Here is a 19,583-nt window from a genome sequence, read left to right on the forward strand (position 1 = left end):
CGTTCAGTCCAGGGGCTTGTCGAGCATCGACAGACGCAGCAGATGGCACTCGGGGAACGACGGCCCACACACGATGAAGACGGTGAAGGCCACGTCGTGCTCGGATGCCACGGGCTCGCCCTCCCAGACGCCGGTGCGGTGCCGGATGCCGCGGATGGTGAGGCCGGTCGTTCCAGGCAACAACTGGTCGCCTGCCTGCGCTTCGGCTTCGGCCCAATGGCTCGGCGTAGAGACCGAGTCGATGGCGATCCACTGACGTGTCTCGTACTTGGCGAGCTCGGTCCAGGCGTCCGGCGTAGGCAGGTAGTTGTCGAGGTCAGAGACGAGACCGGGAGTGGCCTCACCAGTGGGGTCTGCCACGGCTATGAGTTGCTCGACGTGGTCGGCGCGGCTGGTGAGCATGGCGGTGTCCCACTCAAAGAGCGCCCCCGTGACCTGCCGCGCGAACGCGTCTGGGTCACCGGTCGGCCGGAGAGCAGTGAGCTCGGCGACAACCGGCGCGGTCTCGACCGGGGAACCCGGACCAGCGGCCGGCTTGTCGGCGGTCGAACTAGAGCTCGACGGGTGTAAGCGGTGGACGAGGACGGCGTAGCTGAGGAACGCGATCACCAGCAGCGCACCCGCGCCTGCGAGCACGACGAGTCGGCGGCGGCGGAGGTCATCGGGGTTCGTCGTGGAGAGCATCGGCGTGGCCTTTGAGTCGTGGGGTCACGACTGAGGTGCGCGGCTATTCCGCGCGAGGGTGACGGTCTCGGCGAACGTGTTGGTCTCGTCGAGGACACGCAAGAACAGCGCCCAGTCATCGGGCTTCATCTCACGGGCGATCTGCTCGGCGTCGTACTTGCGTGACCATCCGTCGAGTTCGGCCCACTTCAGCGCGAACGACCGGGTCGAACGTTTGATGTTCGCTGCGGCGGCTTCGCGCTTGGCGCGGTTCTCCTTGATTCGGCGAGCGCGATCGGCCTTGGCGTTGGCCAGGACTTCATCGGCAATCCTGTCCATCTCTGATTTGTCGTCGGGCTTCATCAGCTCGGCGACGCGCTGAGCGGCTTTCACCCGCTGGTAGCTCGGGTCGACGGCGCCGCCGTTGCGGATGGACTCGAGTTCGTCCTCGGCGACCTTGCGCAGGTCGTCGGACAGCGCCCGGTTGGCTGCGACTCGCTCCATCTCCAGGATCTGCTCCAGACGGTTGTGTGAAGCCTTCTGGGTGACGAGCAGCGCGGCCTGCCGTGATGCCCGACCCGGTGCGGTCTCCGGCTGTCCCGAATCGGGACAGCCGTCGTGACCTGCGGTTTCGCCGTTCCCGGCCTTATACTGGGTGGCCCTCATTCGTCGCGCTGCGTCCTCTTGGAGGAGGGTCTTCATCTCATCGAAGAGGTGGGCTGCTTCGACGGCAGACAGGGGCTTGTGGGTGACGTTCTCGTCGCGCTCGGCGAGGAGTCGGGTCAACTCGTCGCTGATCCCGGACCTCACCCACACCCGAAGGATCTCCCACCCCAGCTTCTTGGCGGCCTCCAGCCGACGGAAGCCGCAGATGAGGTAGCCATCCGGTGTGATGGTGACGGGCTGGAGCAGTCCAACCCGCTTGAGCGACTCCATCAGCGGCGTCAGGTCACCGGGGTCGCAGCGATGACGTTCGCCAACGACGATCGAGTCGACCCTGCGCTCCAGCTCGATGTGTCCGCGATCAGACATGGCTCTCACCCCTCGTCGTGATCGCGGGCGCGACTGACTCGATCGCGTCGGCCAGCTCCGTGTCCTGGAACAGGTCGTTGAGATGCTCCCCGCTCACCAGCCGCTGGAGAATCCCGTGCCCCTTGGTGGTCCCGGCGAAGTCGTGGTGCTGGTTTCCGAGCACAGCGGCCAGCACCGTCAGCCACGCCTCGTAGTCGATGTCGAGGGCCCCGGGACCCGTCCCATCGCGCCGCAGCGACATATAGGCGGCAGGACGTTCCTTGCACCGGATCAGTCGGGCGGCGATGATCTCCAGCCCGAGGCGGGCGGTGCGCTCCAGCCATCCCAGCTCGACGAAGAACCTCACCGCGATGTCGAGGGCGAAGTAGGCGTTGGTGGGATCGCCGTCGGGGTTCGCGTGCTTCGGTTCGTCGATCTCGTCCACGTTGTCGACGAAGTGGAAGGCCGGGTGGTAGTCCGCTATCTCCGACTCGCGGTCGCTGAACCTCTCGGCATCGTGGTACTCGGTTCCAGCGCTTCGGCGGGCCTGGCCCGTCGAACAGAGCAGGCCCTCTGCCCGCGACTCGTAGATCAGGCTGAGTTCGACCGCGTGGGTGGTGACGGCCCACGGGTCCTCGGCGAGGCGGGTCGAGCGCATCCGCATCACCTCGAACGCGGCGGCGGCCGCGTCGCTGGGCTCCAGGCCGTACTTGCGCGCGAGACCGCCGTACTTCTCCATCGCGTAGGTCATCAACTCAGTAGCGCGCGGGTCGTCATGCCAGCCGTGGGGGACGGCGTAGGTAAGTTCGAAGAGGAGCATCCGCAAGCCCTCGCTCGTCTTGAACCCTGGCGCGCTCACAGCCCGAGTCCTTCCCGGGTCGTGACTGGGGGGATCGGCGGCTCCGGCTGTGCGATCGAGCGTCGGGTCACGCGGCGGGCGGCTTTCGACGCAGCAGCACCGGGTGTCCGTCGAGCGCGGCGGGCCAGCTCCGTCTGGAGGTCGATCCCACGCCCCACGAACTTCGAGCCCACAAGCGTCGGCATCTCGCTCGGGCGGACCCAAGCCACGCTGGGCCGTGAGCGGCCGGACTCCTGCTTGACCTCGGCCACCGCCGGGACCGAGGGGTCGCGGTGCACCGCGAGTGCGTCAACCGACTTCTCGTCCTGGGGCGTTGGCTCGGGCTCCGGGATGGCGCGGTCGAGGCGGCGCTCGTATGGCTCGGGCGTGTTCACAGTCCCACCGCCTCAACCGCGTTCGTAGGGCGCGGCGGTGAGGCCGACCCCAGTCTCGAAGCGATCCGGTACGCGGACCGGATAGTCGCCATCGCCTCACGCTCGGGCAGCCCCGCGGCGTACGCCGCCTCACCGAGCAGCGAGGTGGTGGTGCTCAGGTCGTGTCCTTCCTCTGCCATCCGGCACGCCGCCCAGAACAGGCCGCCGTTGCGCCCACCCTCCGGCCGCGATGCCACCCAGCCGGCGAGCTTGTCGGGCCGGGAGCCGATGGCTGGCAGATCCGTGGGCGGACGCATCGGGCGGGGCGGGTCGAGGAGGGCGCGCAGACCGCTCGCGTCGACCGGCCCGGGCTGGTGGTGTTCGGCGACCGCGATCTGTCGGTAGCTCCTCGTGGCGCCGTCATCGCAGGTGACGCGGGACGGCGGAGCAACGATGTAGCCGCCGTCACCGCGGAAGTCGATGTGCTTGCCCGGGATCTGCCAGGAGCGCTGTTCCCGCTCGTCGGTTCGCAGGAAGTACGCGTGCATGCCACCGGAAGGGGTGCGGACCAGCCACGCCCAGCCCTCGGCGAAGCCGGCCCGGTGTGCCTGCTCGAAGGCGGCGTACCCGGAGCCGGAGTCGTGGACGTCTACGTCGACCACGTCGACTCCGCCGGCCGTCCCCGTGGGGATGCCGACGTTGGCCTCGGGCCACCGCCGCCACCAGGAGTGGACGACGTCGCTATCGGCGGTGGCGTCTTGGAAACCGCGGGCCGTCAGCGGACGCTTGCCGCCGGGGACGCAGGGGAACACCGGGATGCTCTGGAAGGCCAGGTGCTCGGCCGCCGTCGCGCTATCCGGTGCGTTGGCTAGGTCGTGGAGGAGCTGCGGACTCCACCGGCCCGTCGTAACTCGCTGCTGGTGCAATTGGTTCATGGGCTCGACTGTCCTCAGCCTGCGCAGGACAAATCGCCCCTCCTGGATGCGCCCCTCCTCGGGAGGGCGATGGAGGGGCGGGGGGCGTCAAAGCGTGTTTCCGCTGCTCAGAGGGGTGTCTTGCCTTCGCCCCTCCACGAGTTGAAGAAACATCGGTGAAAGGGGTCGCGTGCTGCTCGACTCAGGCTGTGGGGCGTCGTCTTGCGTTGCCCCAGCGTTGCCGTCCGACCACGTCGCCGGTCCTTTCGGGCAGGTCGATGGGTGGCAGATGGTCGTCAGTCCGGTTAAAGACATCGTCGGCCAGCATCCGTTCGGCGGCTTCCTCGTGCCCTTCGGCAGCAGCGACCTTCACCAGGTCGAGGCGGCAGATGTCGTCGTACGGCGCGGCCTTGCAGGCGGTCTCGGCCACGTCACGGGCCTTCGACAGGTCGCCGTTGGCGAGTGCGTCGATGACGAGGATGTGCGCGGTGTCGACGATCGCGCAGCCGATGGTCTCGTGGAGTCGCTCCCCGTCGAGCAGCCAACTCCAGCCCTTCTCTCGCAGCAGGCTGAACGGGATTCCTTCAACGAGCGACATGGCCGTTCTTAGATCCTCGATGCCGTCCGCACCGCGTGCCTCGCCCCGGGCTCGCAGACGGCGAAACAGGTCGACGTCGACAAGGACGTCCTGGAGTTGGTAGGTCTTCAAGCCCGTCTCTCGATAGGTCCGGGACTCGCTCGCAGCCGGCAGGTGCGGACTACCCGTTCGGGCGTCGGTGCCGAGCCAGTCGCGAAGGACGCTGAGCTGTGTGCGGGCGCGGGATGGGGAGACGGCGAACGCGTCAGCGACGGCGCTGCCTGTCGCGCCCTCGGGGTGGAGGGCGAGGAACGCGAACAGTTCGACGAAGTACGGCTTGCGCTTGGTGATCACCGGTGCGACCTCGCCGTAGGCCCGGGCGTTCACCGGCCCGAGCAAGGTCAATCGAGGCCGTTCGCTCTCGGAGTCGAACCAGTCCGCGACATCCTCGTCGAGGGTCGGATCGGCCTCCTCAACGGTCCGACGAAACTGTTCGGGCACGACCGGGGCGAGTGTCTCGACATCTTCAGGCGTCGTCGCGGCGATCTCGGGATACTCATCGGCGGCTGCGGGCAGTAGGGAGTCCTCTCCGGCGGGTCCTTCCTCGCGCACGTCCGTCAGCTCCTCGCGCAGTGCTCCTGCATGATCGGCCAGCGACCGCCAGCCGTCCGCTGCCTGGTCGAAGGTGGGGATCGGCACTGGCTCGCTCTCGCGAGTGAGGTCGACGATCGCTGCGCAAGTGGCAGCTTCCTCGCGGGTCAGCCCGGCAGCGCGGAGGTCGAGTCCGAGGGGGGGCGCCTGGAGCTGTCCCGTGCAGTCGACTTCGATGCTGGTTGCTTCGGGGAGGGGCGCGCCGAGTGAGACGAGGGCGACGCCGAGTCGCGGGGAGGGCGCTGACAAGAGAGAGGCGAGTTCAGCCGTGCCCGCGTCGGTGCTGATGCCCGTGGTGATGATGGCGCGGTAGGGCTCGGGGTCGCCCGAGCCAGCGTCGCGGGCCGCGGTGAGGCTGCGGGTGATCGAGGCAATGGTCTGCTCGCCGTGTGCGTGGTGTCGCAACCGCATCGGATCGAGTGTGGCCAGCTCCTCCCCGAGACCGATCAGGTCGACCTGGACCAGCACGGACCAGGGGTTGAGTGCCAGTTCGGCGGCGATGTGCCTGGCCAGAGCCTCTGTTGCAGCCGGGTCGCCGGCCAGTGACACGACGCCGAGGTGCTCCAGGTTCACCAGGTGCAGGCCCCCGGTGGCGTCCTGGCCGACCGTCACGAGTTGCGGGTACGGCGGGATCACCTCTCGATCCGGCAGGGTTTCCCCGAGATGAGTGGTCCATTCTCGGCCGCCGCCCTTCCACGGGTCGGGCAGGTCGTCGTCGTGGGCGAGGTGCAGGGTCGCCGATCCGCGCGCCAACGTCACGGTGGCGAGTGAGGGCAGCGCCCTCCCTTCGTCTGCGCAGGTGGCGGCGAGGTGTCGCAGTGCCCGGTCGAGGCGACCGATCGTGGCCGTGAGGGGGGCGCCCGCGAGGAGTGCCGTCTTCTCGACGTGGCGCAGCTCTAGTGGTGGAGGGGCGATCGTCTGTCCTGGTCGGCGGTAGCGGAGTTGGGTGTTGCGGTGGGCGCGAACGGCCAGCAGGACGAGCCCGGCCAGGACGGCGCCCGCTCCGGTCAGGCCAGGCAGCAGCCAGCCGGGCGCGGACGAGTCGACCTCGTCGTCGGGGACGTCGGCGGTGCTGACCTCCGGCTCAGGCTCGGCGGTCGCCGCGGGTGTCGGCGCTGGGGTCGGCGTCTCGGCCGGTGGTTTGTGCGGGCGTGGTCGCTCGGACTCGGCCGGAGGCGTCTCGGGCGCCTCGGCTTTGTGGTTGGCGTGTGGGGGAATGCTGATCTCCCAGCCGGGGCGGATCAGGTCCGGGTCGGTCAGCGTGGCGCCGTCCGGCTGGACCGTGTCACGAGACGACTCGAAGAGCGCCGGATAGCGCATCGGGTCACCCAGCTTCGCCTCGGCGATGTCCGAGAGGGTGTCACCGGGGCGTACGACGTACTCCTCATCGGGGCGGTCCGGATCAACGCCGGTGGTCACGTCCGGCACCTTGAGCACCGAGCCGGGGACGATGAAGTCGGGGCGCCCGTTGAGTTCCTTCTGGTTGAGCTCGACGATCTCGGGAAAGCGGGCACCGTCGCCAAGGAGCTGGTCGGCGATTCTCCACAGGCTGTCGCCGCGCTTGACGGTGTAGTCCATGGTCGACGTCTCCGTCGTCGAATCAGCAGCGACGCTTGGGAGGGGCGCAGGCTCCGGTAGCGCGGGTGCGGCTTCGACCACCGCGAGTCGTGCTTCGGGTAGTGCGGGCGTGGTCGCTGCAGCGAAGGCTGGAGGCGTCGGGAAGGCCGCGACTGCTGTCGGAGCAGCGACAAAGAGGAGTGCAGCCACAGCGACGAGCTGGCCGACGGCTCGCTGAGGGGCGCCGAGGCCGGGGAGGGAGGGCGCTGGTAGACCGCGGAGCCTTGCCGCGACCTCGATGAGCACGGAGACGGCGACGAAGAACCAGGCGAGCCACGCGACGCCGGCGATGACGACCATGGCGAGGGTGCCGTCGTCGCGGCTCGACAGCAGTGCTGGGAAGTCGCCTGGGTCGGCCTTCCACGGCGCAGCGCCGATGGCTAGCAGGAGGAAGGGGACGCCGGCGACGAGGAGCAGGATCACGAGTGTCGCCGCGAGACCTTGGAGGCGTTGTCGAAGCGTGGGCTGGGTCATTGCTCGCTACCTCCGAGGCTGCGGACCAGGCGTGCTGAGGCTTTGCCCGTGACGGCCAGGTCGCCGAGCCCGATGAAGCTCAAGAACTTGGGCGTGTAGGTGTCCGTGACGTTCACCGTGATCGTGTCTCCGTCGCTGATGGTCACGTTGCCGGTGACACCGGAGGCGGCGAGGTAGTCCTCCGCTGCGTGGCGAGCGGCCACCGCGTCGACGGCGACGTAGTCACCCTCGATTGCTGGAGCGGCCTGCACCTGCTCGCCGCCGGTTCTTGCGGCTTGGGCCGCGATGTTGTGAGCGCGTTGCTTGGCGTGGACCTGTCCGCCGAGGTCGACTGCGAGGCCGACGAGCATCATCATCACGAAGCTCGACGTGACGAGCCAAACGCTGATGGAGCCGCGTTCGTCGCGAGATCGGACCATCATCCGCGCTCCCTCCAAGTGTCGAGTGGGCTGCTGATGGTCGCCTCGATGAGGCGGCTGCCTGGGATGCCCGGCACGGACAGGTCGGCGAGATCAAGACGACACTCGACGGTTGCGGCGACCGAGCCCGGCTCGCCGACTGGCTTGCCGAAGGCTGAGAGGTCGAGGAGGACGTTCACGCTCAGGCAGTGGATGTCTTGGTTGGACAGGCTCGCCTGCGCGGCCGCCTTAGCGTCGGTTCTTGCCTCCGAGATGGTCCGTGCGATCGAGGCGGACCGGGCGGCGTCGGCGGCCGCGGACTCGACCGCCGAATGGGTCATGGCGGTCCGTCCCCCGAAGATGATGAGACCGACGAAGAGCACGAAGGCAGGCAGTCCGACAGCGGCTTCAATCGCGGCCGAGCCTCGCTCGTCTCGCACGAGCATCCGAGAACTCACGGGGCCGTCACCCTCTCCACCGGCAGTGAAGCCGACTGCACGATCTCCGGGTGCCAGCCCGGGATAACGCTGAGACTGCGTCCGGTCACAGTGACGGTGACCCTGGTCGCGGTGCGGTTGGCGGTCGCGCTCGTGCCGGTGAGTACGTCGTCTCCGCCGGCATCGGCGATGAACGAGGAGGCGGCACTGACGCCGTCAGCTGCCTGGCCGTTCTCCCCACCGGCCGCCCTGGCGCCTTCCTGAGCAGCAGCGATGGCCACGGTGCGAGCGTGGTAGAACAGCGCGGCTTGCATCCCGAGGAACATCACCGCGAACAGGGCAGGCAGCAAGATGACCAGCTCGATGGAGACCGAGCCGCGTTCGTCCCGCCGGCTACTTGATGTTGCCGGCCTGCGAGGTGACATAGGCCTTGAGGACTGCAACGACGATGCCGACGATGGCGATGACCGCCACTGCCCAGAGAACATGCTCCGTGGTCACGGAGCCGCGCTCATCTCGCTCAGACGGCGCACGCCAGCGCGTATCGACTCCGAGGTAGAGCGGCAGCAGGAGTTCGAGCAGTCGATTCATCTTGGCTTTCCCTTCCTTTGATGGGTCCCTTCGTGGGCTGGTTGTCAGGTGTTGCTGAACATCCGCAGGAGAGACGGGGCAACGAGCAGCGCCATGAAGATGACGCCCAGCAGGGAGCCGGGGATGGTCATGCGTTCGCCGACCGCGTTGGCTTCGGCGATCTCGTCGTTGAGCATCGCGGTGCGCATTGCGGTCGAGCGGGCTCGTAGGTTCGTGTAGACCGACGCACCTTCCTCGCCGGAGAGCCGCATGATGTCGGCGAAGTCGTCGAGCTCAGGCAGCCCCAGCTCGTCGGCCAGGGCGTGCAGGGCATCCCAGGGTGGCTGTCCGGACCAGCGGGATCGGGTCAGCTCCTCCGACAGGCGGGTGAAGACCCAAGAGTCGCCGACCTCGGCCGCGGACTCCATCGCCTGCCGCACCCCCGAGCCGTTGTTGCGCTCCAGGGCCACGAGGTCGATGTACGACCCGAGTGCCCGGGCGAACTCGAGCCTGGCCTTCCGGGCGTCGTCAACGGCGTTGTAGTTGGGCAGGAAGAACATCACCACCGCCAGCGCGAGCGAGGCGAATGCCGGAATCCCGACGGGGAACCCAAGGCCGATCTGCTCGAAGAAGAAGGCGAGCAGTGCCGGGATCACCAAGCCCATGACAGCCATCACGATCTTGTCGCCGTAGAACCGCGCCAGCGGGATACGCAGCAGGGCCAGCTCACGGGTCGGGGTCCTGATCCAGACTGCGGGCGGGAGGGCCTTGATCGCCCACACGCCGATCCGCTCCTTCCCCTTCGCAGTGGTCACCGGGCCGAGCGCGTTCGCTCGCCCTCGGGTGGGTGTGAGCCGACTGAGCGCCTCGGCGAGATCCGGCTCGGCCGGCATCAGACGGGCGATGAGAAGCACGACACCGAGCCCGAGGAAGGCTCCGCCGAGGAGAGCGAACTGGAGTCCGGTGGTCATCCGACACCGCCCTGCCTCGATGAGGCGGTGACGGGTGACAGGAACCGGGGCATCGCCTGTCCAATGGCCATCCGCTTCATCCAGACGAGCGTGGCGACGTACGCCGCCAGCAGCGCCACAAGGACGACTTGGCCGAGCGGGCTCTGGTACGGCTCCACGTACGAGCCCGACAGGGCAAGGATTACCAGCACGCCGACGCTGATCAGGGTGACCCAACGGGCTGTTGCTCGTGGCTTTGCCCGGTCTGCTTCGACCTGGCGTCGAGCGCGTACGTCGGCCGCCACCGACTCGGCGAGGCCTTCGAGGACGCTCGCCAGCCCTGCGCCCCTCCTGCGCGCTCCGAGGATGAGGTTGGCCGCCACGAGGTCACCGGTGGCGTCGTCCAGCTCGTCGGCGAAGGCCCGCAATGCATCCTCGGTGACCCACCGGGCGCGGAGCCGAGCGACAAGCCTGGTGACCTCGGGCGCGATGGCAGCAGGAGTCGAGCGGAGAGTGGCAACGAGTGCCTGCTCCAGACCGACGCCGACGGTCAGGACGCCCGCGAGGGAACGAGTCCATTCCTCCATCGCTTCCAAACGCTTGATCCGCGCGGTCGCCGAGGACGAGGACAACAGCGCCGGCAGCCCGACAAACGCCACCGGCACGGCGATCAGGGCGAGCATCCAGCCGGTCACGAGGAACGCGACGACTCCGGCAGCGGCGCCAGAGAGCAGGAGGATGCGGGTCTGCAGCGACAGCTCAATGGTCCGTCGGGCTCGGGAGGGGCGATCGATGACCGGGGCGGGGCGCAGCCCTACGAAGAGGGCGATCAGGCCACCGACGAGCAGTGCTCCGGCGAGGGCGGGGACGAGGACGATCACGAACGCCCCTCCTGCTGGGCCAGAAAGCCGGCGAGGTCGAAGCCGTACGTCGCGAGCGAGCGGTACTCGTCAGGCAACACCGAGGGGACGGCGGTGCCGTCGACATCGGGGGCGAAGACATGCGTGGTGGCGTACCCGGTCTCGCGTTCGCCGGGGGCGAGGGCGATGATCTCAGCCACTCGGCGTCGACGCGTCGAGCGACCGCTCTCGGTCACCGTCCGGAGATCGAGGTGGACGATCACGTCGATGGTCGAGGCCAGCTTGCTGGTCGCGAGCGCTTGCGTGACGTGCGGTCCGGCTTCCATCGCGCAGGTGACAAGCTTGCGGATCGCCGCGACCGCGTCGGAGGCGTGTGTGGTGGAGATGGACCCGGTGCCGGACTCCATCGCCTTGATCATCGCCCAGATCTCTTTGCCTCGGACCTCGCCGACGATCTGGCGTGAGAGGTTGAACCGGAATGAGTCCACCAATGCTTCGTCAAGGGTGAATTCACCGGCCGATCGCCCGTCAGGGCCGCGTTCGCCGGAGCCGGGCCGGGCCTCCCAAGGGTGGACGATCCGATGGCGGTCGCGCAGCTCATGCAGGTGCAGCTCGTATTCAGTCTCGAACGTGCCAATCGCCTCCAGCGGGTCGATCTCGGCACACAGAGCCCGGACCAGCGTCGTCTTGCCCGCCCCCTGCGATCCGGAGACGACGATGCTCCTGCGTGCTCTCACCGCCGCCCTCAGGAACGACGCAGCGACGGGAGTGAGCATCTGCCGGGCGACGAGGTCTTTGAGGGTGACCTCCATGAGCCGGTGACGCCGAATGACCACGGATGGGCGAGGTGTCACCCAGGCGGCAGCGGCGAGACGGGAGCCGCCATCGAGGCGCAGATGCAGGCGGGGTTGCGCTTCGGAGAAGCCGCGGGCATTGACCTCACTACGCGAGGCCAGAAAGACCAGGAAGTCGATCAGTTCCTCGTCCGAATCCGCCACGGGTGGGCCATCGACGAGCGACCCGTCGATGAGGTCGAGCAGCACGTTGTCGTAGCCGGTGATGATGATGTTCTCCACGCGATCGTCGTCGACGAGCGGCTGGAGCCGGCCGAGCCGGAATAGTGAGTCGAAGACCGCCCGCGCCAGGGCGTCCTGCTCGCTGACCGGCAGCGTCGTCGACCCGGCGTTCACGCGGTCGGAAACGGTCGACTCGATCAGGTCGAGCACGATCGTCCGCCCCAGTTCCTCCTGTGCGATCTTGTCGAGACGACTGCGGTCGGCGGCAACCGCCTGGCTGAGCTGCTCGGAGGCTTGAGCGCGCAGGGCAGAGACCAACGACCAGTCGACGTTCCGCCCGATGGGCGCGCTGCTCACAGTGGGCAGGTGTGCCACCGCTCCCGTCGGACGGCCGGCGCCCACCCGCTCGGTCAAGGGTGGGAGCTGCTGGGCGAACAGCGGCAGCCCGTGCAGGGATGTCTGAGCATCCTCCGAGTGTTCCGTCGTCATGACCGTGCTCCTTCGAGCAGTTGGGTGCGACGGTGGGTGATCGTAGAGTGGACCGTGGCGATCGCTGCATGAAGCGCTCGGGCCAGCGGCCCGGTCTCGAAGCGTTTGGGTGGTGGGGCACCGCGGGAGAACACCGCTGCTGCGTCGGGATCATCGGGAAGTGACGCCAGCACCGGCAGGTTGACCACCGACGCGACCTCTCGGGCGCCGTACGGTTGGCCCTCGGCGACGAGGAACACTCCGGATTGGTGCCAGTCGAGAGATGGGCGCCGGAGCGCGTCGGCCCAGGACCGTAGAGCCGACAGTGCGGGCAGTGTGGTCCGGCTGACGAGCAGTGCCAGATCGGCGGCATCCAGCAGCGGCTCGGGAGATCCGTTGAGACCGAGTCGGCCGGCGTCGACGACGACGTCCTGTCCCGTGGCTTCCAAGTCGCCGAGTGTCTCGGCCAACGGGGCCCATAGGTCTCGTAGCGCACTGGCCTGTGTATGCGAGCGAGTCCCGGCCACGAACGAGACGTGGGTCCCCTCGATGGGACGGGCGACATCGGCCAGAGCATCACTGAGGTTGCTCGCGGTCAGCGCCAGCTCGATGAGCCCCGAGTCGTACTCTCGCGTGCCGCGGAAGTAGCCGGCTAGTAGACCTGAACCGCCGGTCGGATCGGCCTCGACGAGCATGACCGGGCGCGGCCACAGTAACGCCAACCCCAGAGCCGTGGTGGTGACTCCGGGCGACCCGGAAGCGGAGACGAGCGCGACGATCGCCATCAGCGCTCCCGCGAGTCCAGGACGAGAGCGATGCGGCCGGTCGCGATGCGCGTCGCCAGCACGCCGGCATCCGCCTCGGGGACGAGCAGGTCGACCACGGTCTGCCCGGTCTCGTCGGAGACGTGGACACCGACCACGGTGGCGTCGTTGACGAGTGGTGCGCCAGCGGGCAGCTCTTCGTCCTGAGCCGGAGTCACGACGACCCGGACTGTGTCGCCGTATCGGAGGTCGAGGCCAGGTGCTTGTGCCGGGGTCAGAGCCACCCCGACCACCGAGTGTCCGTCGCCGGGAACGACCTCGTTGGTGAACGAGGCAGGCGTGAGCATCCCGCCCTCGGCGATGTCCAGCGCCGCTCGCTGCCCGACGATCTGGTCGAGCTCGGACGCGGACACAGGGTTGAGTGCAGGGTCCGTGCTGAGCCGCACACGGGCGAGATCGTCGGCCTCGATAACGGCGCCACGCTCGATGTTCTGCCGGGCGACGAGGACCTCTTGGGTATTCGTTGTCGCTGTCCAGGCCCAGGCGGCGAGGAGCGCACCGAGGCAGATCGCCCCGATCGCCGCAGCGACCAACGCGGGTCGTCGTCGCAGCTTCGGTGGCGGCACAAGCTGCCTAGCGGCGGGACCCGTCTCGCGGTCGACGGTCCTGTCGTCTCGGGTGGCTGTTCTGCTCATCCTCATCGCCTCTCCGTTGCCCGCTACTGCACGAGCACCTGCGCTTCGCCGACAGCGATCGCGACCGATCGAGTCAGGCCGTTCAGCCGGATGGTCCCGGTCTGCCCAGCCCCGTCCCAGGTGATGACCCAGTCCGAGCTCGCGGTCACCGTGTACTTCCCGCCCGACTTGGTGGAGCTGGACTTCGCATAGACGTGCCCGCAGTCGGGTGACTGCTGCTTGCCGTAGGACGCCTTGTAGGGCGTGCCGGTCGTCGTGCAGATGATCTGGGTGCCGTCTCCCATGTCCCAAGTGATCCTGTGAACCCGCGCCGTCGCCGTGACCGTGACGCCACCCGCGGACGCCGACTCGGTAATCGGTCCGACCGTGTGACTGTCGGGGTTGGCAGCCCACATCCACACCGGCATGCCGACGATCCCGATGCTGTCCTCTCCAGGCTCAGGTGCGATGCCGATGTCGATCGCACGGAGTGCCATCTGCTCGATGGCGATCTGCGCGACCTCGCGCGGCGTCGGCCCTGCCCCGGAGTTCGGTGGCGGGTCGGCGGACCAGATCCAGATGAGGAGGTCAGTCTGTGGCTGATAGCAGGTGTAGACCGCGCCGTCACCCGGCTCGTGACCCTGCCAGTTGGGGTCGCCCGCCGGCGGCTGCGGATCGAGCAGCGAGATGTAGCAGTTGTAGCCGTTGGACCAGTAGCCGTTCTCGCTGGAACAGGGGACCGGTCCGGGCGGGGGCTTGGTGATGCCCTGATCGGTCCCATCCCAAGCGCACGCCGCGCCGGTGCCGGTGTCCGTTGGCCCGTCGTCGCCAGGATCGCCCGGATTACCGGGAGTGCCCGGCACCTCGACGTAGATCAGGCAGACACCAGTCTCGGGGTCCGTGACCTGGCAGACCGGGTCTGCGTAGGACGGGCCGGGGGCAAGAGTGAGTAGACCCGCGGCTGCGAGCGAGGTGGCGACGACACGAGCTACGAGGCTTCGCATGGCGTGCGCTCGATGTCCTTGCTGGAGGCGACTCGCCATCCCGCGTCGGGATCGGTCTCCCACTCGTAGTTCGACACAAGGAACTGAATCCACCCGGTGTCGGGTCGATCGAGGCTGATGACCGACTTCTCGTCGGCGTCGACGACATCGACCTTGCTGACGTCGAAGCAGAGGTCGATCTGGACCGTGGGGACCTTCCCGGCCTTGGGGTCGGAGTTGTCGAGGTTCACCGACTGGACCTCAAGCTCGGCAACCTTCGTTGCGCCGACTTGGTGGAGCCCCTGCTTCCGTTCCTTCTTGAACAGGTTCTTCTGCGCGGCGAGCTCGGTACTGATCGCGACCTGGTCGAGGAGACTCAGCGGCCTGCTTGGGTTCTGACGAAGTTGGTTGCGGACGTCGTAGTACTTCCGCAACGTGGCAGACGCCGCCTCGGACGCCAGTTCGGTGTCAGACGGCGGCGTGGCGGTCGCTGTGGGGGTCGGGGTCGACGAACTCGGGGTGGGACTCGCGTTCGCCGCGGGATCTTGCCCGTCGTTGGCACAGGACGTCATGGCGACCAGTAGCAGCGCCGCGGCCGCGATTGCCCTTGCTCCTCGTGATGTCGTCATACCCGAGCTCCTGACTTCCCTCGCGAGGACGACTCGAGAAGGAAGAAGCCACCGTCCTGCCGCCCGTTCGGCAGTGCGCAGCCACGCCCTATTGAGTCACTCCTTGGCCCTCGAATGCAACCGTCCTGCACCTGTCGCTCCTGTCCTTGCCGCCGTGTGCGCGTCCCTGCTGCACAGGTGCTCCTGTCGCTCCGGCGCTGCCACCTCCCCGAGCGCACCCACCTCCTTCGACATACACGTCATGCAGAACGAGGAGGGCTCTGTGACCCGGGAACTGTGGACAACTCGGCCCGCCGCGGGCTGTGGAATCCGTTGTGCACCTTCACGCCAAGGAGGTGCGTGGCGATGACGGTTTCGATGCGCCGCATCAATGCTGGCCGGGGCTACGACTACCTGCTCAAGAGCGTGATCCGAGGGGACCGCAACATTTCCGACCCAAACCCGGTCACGAGGTACTACACAGAGGAGGGGACCCCTCCGGGGCGCTGGATGGGATCTGCGCTCCACGCATTCGGCGACGGTGAGATCGAGCGCGGCGACACCGTGACCGCCCAGCAGCTCTCGCTGCTGATCGGGATGGGGCGTGACCCGGTCACCGGCGATCAGCTGGGGCGGGCGTTCCCGCACTTCCCCAACCTCGCTGCGCGGGTGGCTGCCCGCGTCGCGGTGCTGAGCCCGGACCTGACCGGAGAGCAGCGAACGGAAGCTGTTGCTCAGATCGAGGTAGAGGAGTCGGCGAACGGCAGACAGGGTGTAGCCGGGTTCGACTACACCTTCAGCGTTCCCAAGTCCGTCTCCGCTGTGTGGGGCGTGTCCGATGCCGGCACACAAGCCCTGCTCGTGGAGGCCCACCACCACGCCGTCGCCGACGTGCTCGACTTCATGGAGCGGGAGGTTTGCGTCACGAGGAGGGGCGTTGCTGCTGGTGACGGCGCGGTGATGCAGGCGGACATCGTCGGTGTTGCCGCGACGGCATACGACCACTGGGACTCGCGGCTCGGTGACCCGCAGTTGCACACACACGTCGTCCTCTCCAACAAGGTCAAGACCGTGGCGGACGGACGCTGGCGCAGCCTGGACGGGCTACCGATGTTCGAGGCCAACGTGGCGATCTCGGAGCACTACAACGCCGTGCTCGCCGACCGGATCACCCGGCTGTTCGGCATCGAGTGGGAGCGACGCGACCGAGGTCAGGAGCGCAACGCCGCGTGGGAGCTTGCCCTCGTCCCTGAGGCCCTGATCCGTGAATTCTCTGGCCGGTCCAGCCACATCGACAAGGAGAAGGACCGGCTGATTGAGGAGTACGTCGGCCGCACGGGGCACCGTCCCTCCCCGACGAAGGTCATCCAGTTGCGGGCCAAGGCGACGCTCGCGACCCGCCCCGAGAAGAAGATCCGGTCGCTTTTCGATCTGACCGAGGAGTGGCGGGGGAGGGCGCAGAGGATTCTCGGGAGGGGTGCTGTGGAATGGGCGCGCACGGTCACCGCCCCTCCGATCGCCCCTCCAGCGCTCCGAGCCGACGACATCCAGCTCGGCGTGGTCGGCGCGGTCGGCGTCTCCGTCGTCGGAGCCGTCAGCCAGAAGCGCTCGACCTGGCGGCACTGGAACCTGTGGGCCGAGGCGTCCCGGCAGACGATGGGGTGGCGTTTCGCCACGGCTGAGGACCGTGAAGCCGTGGTCGGCATGGTTGTCGACGCCGCCAAGCAGGAGTCGCTCGCGGTGACGCCTCCCGAGCTGGCGACCAGCCCCGAGATCTTCCGCCGTGAGGATGGCACCACCGTCTTTCGGCCCCGTCACTCGGTTGTCTTCACCTCCGAGGCGCTGCTCGCCGCAGAGGACCGGCTGTTGGTGCGCTCGGCAGACCTCACCGCCCCGGGGGTCCGCCTCGATGTCGTCGAGCGGGTGACCGGCAAGGAACATCTGTTGAGCAGTGAGCAAGCCGAGACACTGGCTCGCATCGCCGTGTCCGGGAGGCAGGTCGACCTACTTGTCGGCCCGGCTGGTGCGGGCAAGACCACCGCGATGCACGCCCTGAAGACCGCCTGGACGAAGGCACACGGAAAGGGCAGCGTCGTCGGCCTCGCCCCGAGCGCGGTCGCCGCGCAGGTGCTGGCCGAGGACCTGGGGATCGGGTGTGAGAACACCGCCAAGTGGCTCCACGAGTTCGACCGTGGACGAGCGCGTTTCCGGAAGGGGCAGCTCATCATCATCGACGAGGCCACCCTGGCCGGCACGCTCACCCTTGACCGGCTCACGGGGCTGGCGGCCGACGCCGGTGCGAAGGTGCTGCTGGTCGGCGACTGGGCGCAGCTCCAGTCGGTCGACGCAGGAGGGGCATTCACGCTCCTCGCCTCCATTCGTCCCGACACCCCCGAGCTGACCGAGGTGCGACGGTTCACCTACGAGTGGGAGAAGACCGCGTCGCTCGCCCTCCGCTTCGGACACCCCGAGGTCATCGGCACCTACCTCCACCACGACCGGGTCCGCGAGGGCACGACCGAGGAGATGATGGATGCCGCCTTTCTGGCCTGGGCGGCCGACGTCCGTGCCGGGCGGTCGGCGATCCTCGTCGCCGAGGCGGCGGAAACCGTGAAGGTCCTCAACCGGCGTGCCAGGGCCGATCGCATCGTCGGAGGCGGCCCGGCGGGCAGCATCGAGGTGAACCTCGCGGACGGCACGCAGGTGTCCGAGGGCGACCTTGTCATCACGCGCAAGAACGACCGTAGACTCCGAACCCTGCGCGGCGGCTGGGTGCGCAACGGCGACCGCTGGCGAGCCGCCCATGTCGCGAAGGACGGCTCGATGCAGGTCCAGCGCGTCGGCGTCGCACTCGGGGGGTCGGTGACCCTGCCCGCGGCGTACGTCGCCGAGCACGTCGACCTCGGCTATGCGGTCACGGCTCACCGTGCCCAAGGCATCACGGTCGACACATCCCACGTCGTGGTGTCCGGCACCACCACGCGGGAGAACCTCTACGTGTCGATGACGCGCGGCCGGGAGTCGAACACCGCGTATGTCGCGCTCGACAAGCCCGACGAGAGGCACTCTCCACCGGAGCCTGACGAGGTAAGCGCCCGCACCGTGCTCTACGGCGTGCTCCAGCACTCTGGCGCGGAGTGCTCGGCGCACCAGATGATCGTCGACGAGCAGGAGCGCTGGTCGTCCATCGCCCAGTTCGCTGCCGAGTACGAGACCATCGCGGCAGCCGCCCAGCGCGACCGGTGGATCAGGTTGTTGGAGCGCAGCGGGCTCACTGACGCCCAGGTCGAGGCGGTGCTGACCTCCGCGTCGTTCGGCCCACTGACCGCCGAGCTGCGGCGTGCCGAATCGAACCATCACGACGTCGACCGGCTGCTGCCGGCCCTCGTGCGTCGTCGGTCGTTCGACGACGCCGAGGACATCGGCGCGGTGCTGATCAGCCGACTCCAGGAGGCAGCGCGGCCGAGGCAGGGCAGGCGCCGTCCTGACCCCAAGCTGGTCGTCGGGTTGATTCCTGTCGCCGACGGACCGATGAGCCTCGACATGGAGAAGGCCCTCACCGAGCGGCACGACCTGATGGAGTCCCGGGCGCTCACGCTGGCCGACCAGGCGGTCGAGTCGAAAGCGCGGTGGCTCAAGCGGCTCGGCACGCCACCCAGATCCGATGCCGCCCGCCGGCGCTGGCTTCACGAGGTCCGGACCGTGGCCGCCTACCGCGACCGCTACGGGGCTGAGGAGCGCAGCGCCCTCGGCGAGCCCCGCAGCGAGGCCCAGAAGCTCGACGCCGCCCGCGCCGAGCAGGCGATCACGCGTGCACGAGCAATCCGCGAGGAGGCTGCTGCCGCGGAGGAGGGGCGTAGCCGGGCGGTCGAGCAGGGTGGGCGGGCGATCGGTTAGGGCTCCACAGGGTGAAGCGCTGGCCACTTCCCCACAGGAGGGCGCGGCTGCGCCCCTCCTGTCGGCGGTCGGACGTATGGGTGGGAGTGAGCCGACCCGAAGGAGCCCATCATGCTCAGCGCGTGCTTCCGCCTCGCCGCCGCGATCCACGGCCACCTGGCCTTCCACATGCCCAGCAACCGAGCAGTCGACTGGCTGCGTACCCCGTGCGGCCTCAAATGGGCTGTCCCCGTCGCGCTCGTTGCCACGCCGACTTACCTGTTCGCGATGAGTGTCTGCACAGTCGTCATCCAGCGCGGCGGCCCGGGCTATCTCAACGTGCTGGTGATGCTGTTCGCCTGGAATGCACTTAAGTTCGTTGTGATCGGCATGCTGAGCCCGGCCATGCAGTTGCGAAGCTTCGTTCAGGGGCGGGCCGACTCCGATCACCAGGGAATGATGCGATCCACGGTCAGGTAGATCTCGCGCAGCAGCTCGCAATCGTCCGCGAGGCCCGCAACAGCTGTGCGCTGGATGTTCAGGACCTGGTCCGCGTTGACCGATTCGGACGGCGTCAGGTGCAGTTCCGACGTCACCCTGTCTGCCCAATAGGCCTTCCAGTCGCCGTTGTGGGCGCCGCTGCCCGGATCCACCGCCTTGGCAATGGCTTCCTCGGGCGTCTTGCCTGGCAGGTAGCCGAGATGTTGGTGTGCCCAGTTGATGCAGGCATGCAGGTTCTCCGGGTCTCGGCCGCCGCCCGAATCGGAATGGAGGTGTGGCGGGGTCTTGTGGAATTCCTCCGACCAGAGCTCGACGCGTTGCCGTAGCGCCCGTTCGTGATGGGCAAGTCGTCCGACCGG

Annotated in this window: 19 protein-coding genes; 2 read left to right on the forward strand and 17 right to left on the reverse strand. The window is 68.2% G+C overall.

Going from position 1 to position 19,583, the window contains the following annotated elements:
• Positions 1-3 precede the first annotated feature (3 nt).
• The 16 genes from ACYVDA_RS03795 to ACYVDA_RS03870 all read right to left on the reverse strand — a co-directional run bounded on the left by ACYVDA_RS03795 (position 4) and on the right by ACYVDA_RS03870 (position 14,868).
• Positions 4-684 carry a hypothetical protein gene (locus ACYVDA_RS03795; protein ID WP_206063246.1) on the reverse strand — a complete coding sequence of 227 codons (681 nt, stop codon included), beginning with the start codon at positions 682-684 and terminating at the stop codon, positions 4-6.
• 24 nt (positions 685-708) lie between these two features.
• Positions 709-1,695 (reverse strand): ParB N-terminal domain-containing protein, encoded by a 987-nt coding sequence (locus tag ACYVDA_RS03800; protein WP_166084014.1) that lies wholly within the window; start codon positions 1,693-1,695, stop codon positions 709-711.
• Positions 1,688-2,494 (reverse strand): serine/arginine repetitive matrix protein 2, encoded by an 807-nt coding sequence (locus tag ACYVDA_RS03805; protein WP_166084015.1) that lies wholly within the window; start codon positions 2,492-2,494, stop codon positions 1,688-1,690. Before ACYVDA_RS03805 ends, ACYVDA_RS03800 begins: the two co-directional genes overlap by 8 nt.
• Before the next feature lie 409 nt (positions 2,495-2,903).
• On the reverse strand, positions 2,904-3,821 hold the full coding sequence (locus ACYVDA_RS03810; protein ID WP_166084016.1) for a bifunctional DNA primase/polymerase: 918 nt from the start codon (positions 3,819-3,821) through the stop codon (positions 2,904-2,906).
• Between the two features lie 181 nt (positions 3,822-4,002).
• The gene (locus ACYVDA_RS03815; protein WP_166084017.1) at positions 4,003-7,119 is read right to left on the reverse strand and encodes a LysM peptidoglycan-binding domain-containing protein; all 3,117 of its coding nucleotides are present in this window, start codon (positions 7,117-7,119) and stop codon (positions 4,003-4,005) included.
• Positions 7,116-7,556, reverse strand: a complete 441-nt coding sequence (locus tag ACYVDA_RS03820; protein WP_460815142.1) for a TadE/TadG family type IV pilus assembly protein — start codon at positions 7,554-7,556, stop codon at positions 7,116-7,118. Before ACYVDA_RS03820 ends, ACYVDA_RS03815 begins: the two co-directional genes overlap by 4 nt.
• On the reverse strand, positions 7,538-7,963 hold the full coding sequence (locus tag ACYVDA_RS03825) for a TadE/TadG family type IV pilus assembly protein (protein WP_166084018.1): 426 nt from the start codon (positions 7,961-7,963) through the stop codon (positions 7,538-7,540). The genes ACYVDA_RS03820 and ACYVDA_RS03825 overlap by 19 nt, the downstream gene beginning before the upstream one ends.
• A gap of 8 nt (positions 7,964-7,971) precedes the next feature.
• The gene (locus ACYVDA_RS03830) at positions 7,972-8,379 is read right to left on the reverse strand and encodes a TadE/TadG family type IV pilus assembly protein (protein ID WP_166084019.1); all 408 of its coding nucleotides are present in this window, start codon (positions 8,377-8,379) and stop codon (positions 7,972-7,974) included.
• Entirely contained in the window at positions 8,348-8,545 is a 198-nt protein-coding gene (locus ACYVDA_RS03835; protein WP_166084020.1) for a hypothetical protein, read from the reverse strand. The genes ACYVDA_RS03830 and ACYVDA_RS03835 overlap by 32 nt, the downstream gene beginning before the upstream one ends.
• Before the next feature lie 44 nt (positions 8,546-8,589).
• Positions 8,590-9,495: a type II secretion system F family protein gene (locus tag ACYVDA_RS03840; RefSeq protein ID WP_166084021.1), complete on the reverse strand. Its 906-nt coding sequence runs from the start codon at positions 9,493-9,495 to the stop codon at positions 8,590-8,592.
• Positions 9,492-10,355, reverse strand: a complete 864-nt coding sequence (locus tag ACYVDA_RS03845) for a type II secretion system F family protein (RefSeq protein ID WP_166084022.1) — start codon at positions 10,353-10,355, stop codon at positions 9,492-9,494. The genes ACYVDA_RS03840 and ACYVDA_RS03845 overlap by 4 nt, the downstream gene beginning before the upstream one ends.
• Positions 10,352-11,839: a CpaF family protein gene (locus tag ACYVDA_RS03850; protein WP_166084023.1), complete on the reverse strand. Its 1,488-nt coding sequence runs from the start codon at positions 11,837-11,839 to the stop codon at positions 10,352-10,354. Before ACYVDA_RS03850 ends, ACYVDA_RS03845 begins: the two co-directional genes overlap by 4 nt.
• Positions 11,836-12,603, reverse strand: a complete 768-nt coding sequence (locus ACYVDA_RS03855) for a hypothetical protein (RefSeq protein WP_166084024.1) — start codon at positions 12,601-12,603, stop codon at positions 11,836-11,838. The genes ACYVDA_RS03850 and ACYVDA_RS03855 overlap by 4 nt, the downstream gene beginning before the upstream one ends.
• Positions 12,603-13,175: an SAF domain-containing protein gene (locus tag ACYVDA_RS03860; protein WP_460815143.1), complete on the reverse strand. Its 573-nt coding sequence runs from the start codon at positions 13,173-13,175 to the stop codon at positions 12,603-12,605. Before ACYVDA_RS03860 ends, ACYVDA_RS03855 begins: the two co-directional genes overlap by 1 nt.
• 125 nt (positions 13,176-13,300) lie before the next feature.
• Positions 13,301-14,260: a hypothetical protein gene (locus ACYVDA_RS03865; protein ID WP_166084026.1), complete on the reverse strand. Its 960-nt coding sequence runs from the start codon at positions 14,258-14,260 to the stop codon at positions 13,301-13,303.
• Positions 14,245-14,868, reverse strand: a complete 624-nt coding sequence (locus ACYVDA_RS03870; protein ID WP_166084027.1) for a hypothetical protein — start codon at positions 14,866-14,868, stop codon at positions 14,245-14,247. Before ACYVDA_RS03870 ends, ACYVDA_RS03865 begins: the two co-directional genes overlap by 16 nt.
• Positions 14,869-15,213: 345 nt before the next feature.
• Between ACYVDA_RS03870 and mobF the strand changes: the two genes are divergently transcribed.
• The gene (mobF, locus tag ACYVDA_RS03875; RefSeq protein WP_206063362.1) at positions 15,214-18,744 is read left to right on the forward strand and encodes a MobF family relaxase; all 3,531 of its coding nucleotides are present in this window, start codon (positions 15,214-15,216) and stop codon (positions 18,742-18,744) included.
• Positions 18,745-18,855: 111 nt separating this feature from the next.
• A complete protein-coding gene (locus ACYVDA_RS03880) occupies positions 18,856-19,203 on the forward strand; it encodes a sulfate permease (RefSeq protein ID WP_166084029.1) in 348 nt (115 codons plus the stop codon).
• Here the strand turns inward: ACYVDA_RS03880 and ACYVDA_RS03885 are convergent.
• Positions 19,170-19,376 carry a hypothetical protein gene (locus ACYVDA_RS03885; protein WP_166084030.1) on the reverse strand — a complete coding sequence of 69 codons (207 nt, stop codon included), beginning with the start codon at positions 19,374-19,376 and terminating at the stop codon, positions 19,170-19,172. The genes ACYVDA_RS03880 and ACYVDA_RS03885 overlap by 34 nt on opposite strands.
• Between the last annotated feature and the right edge of the window lie 207 nt (positions 19,377-19,583).

Source organism: Nocardioides korecus, from assembly GCF_054778395.1.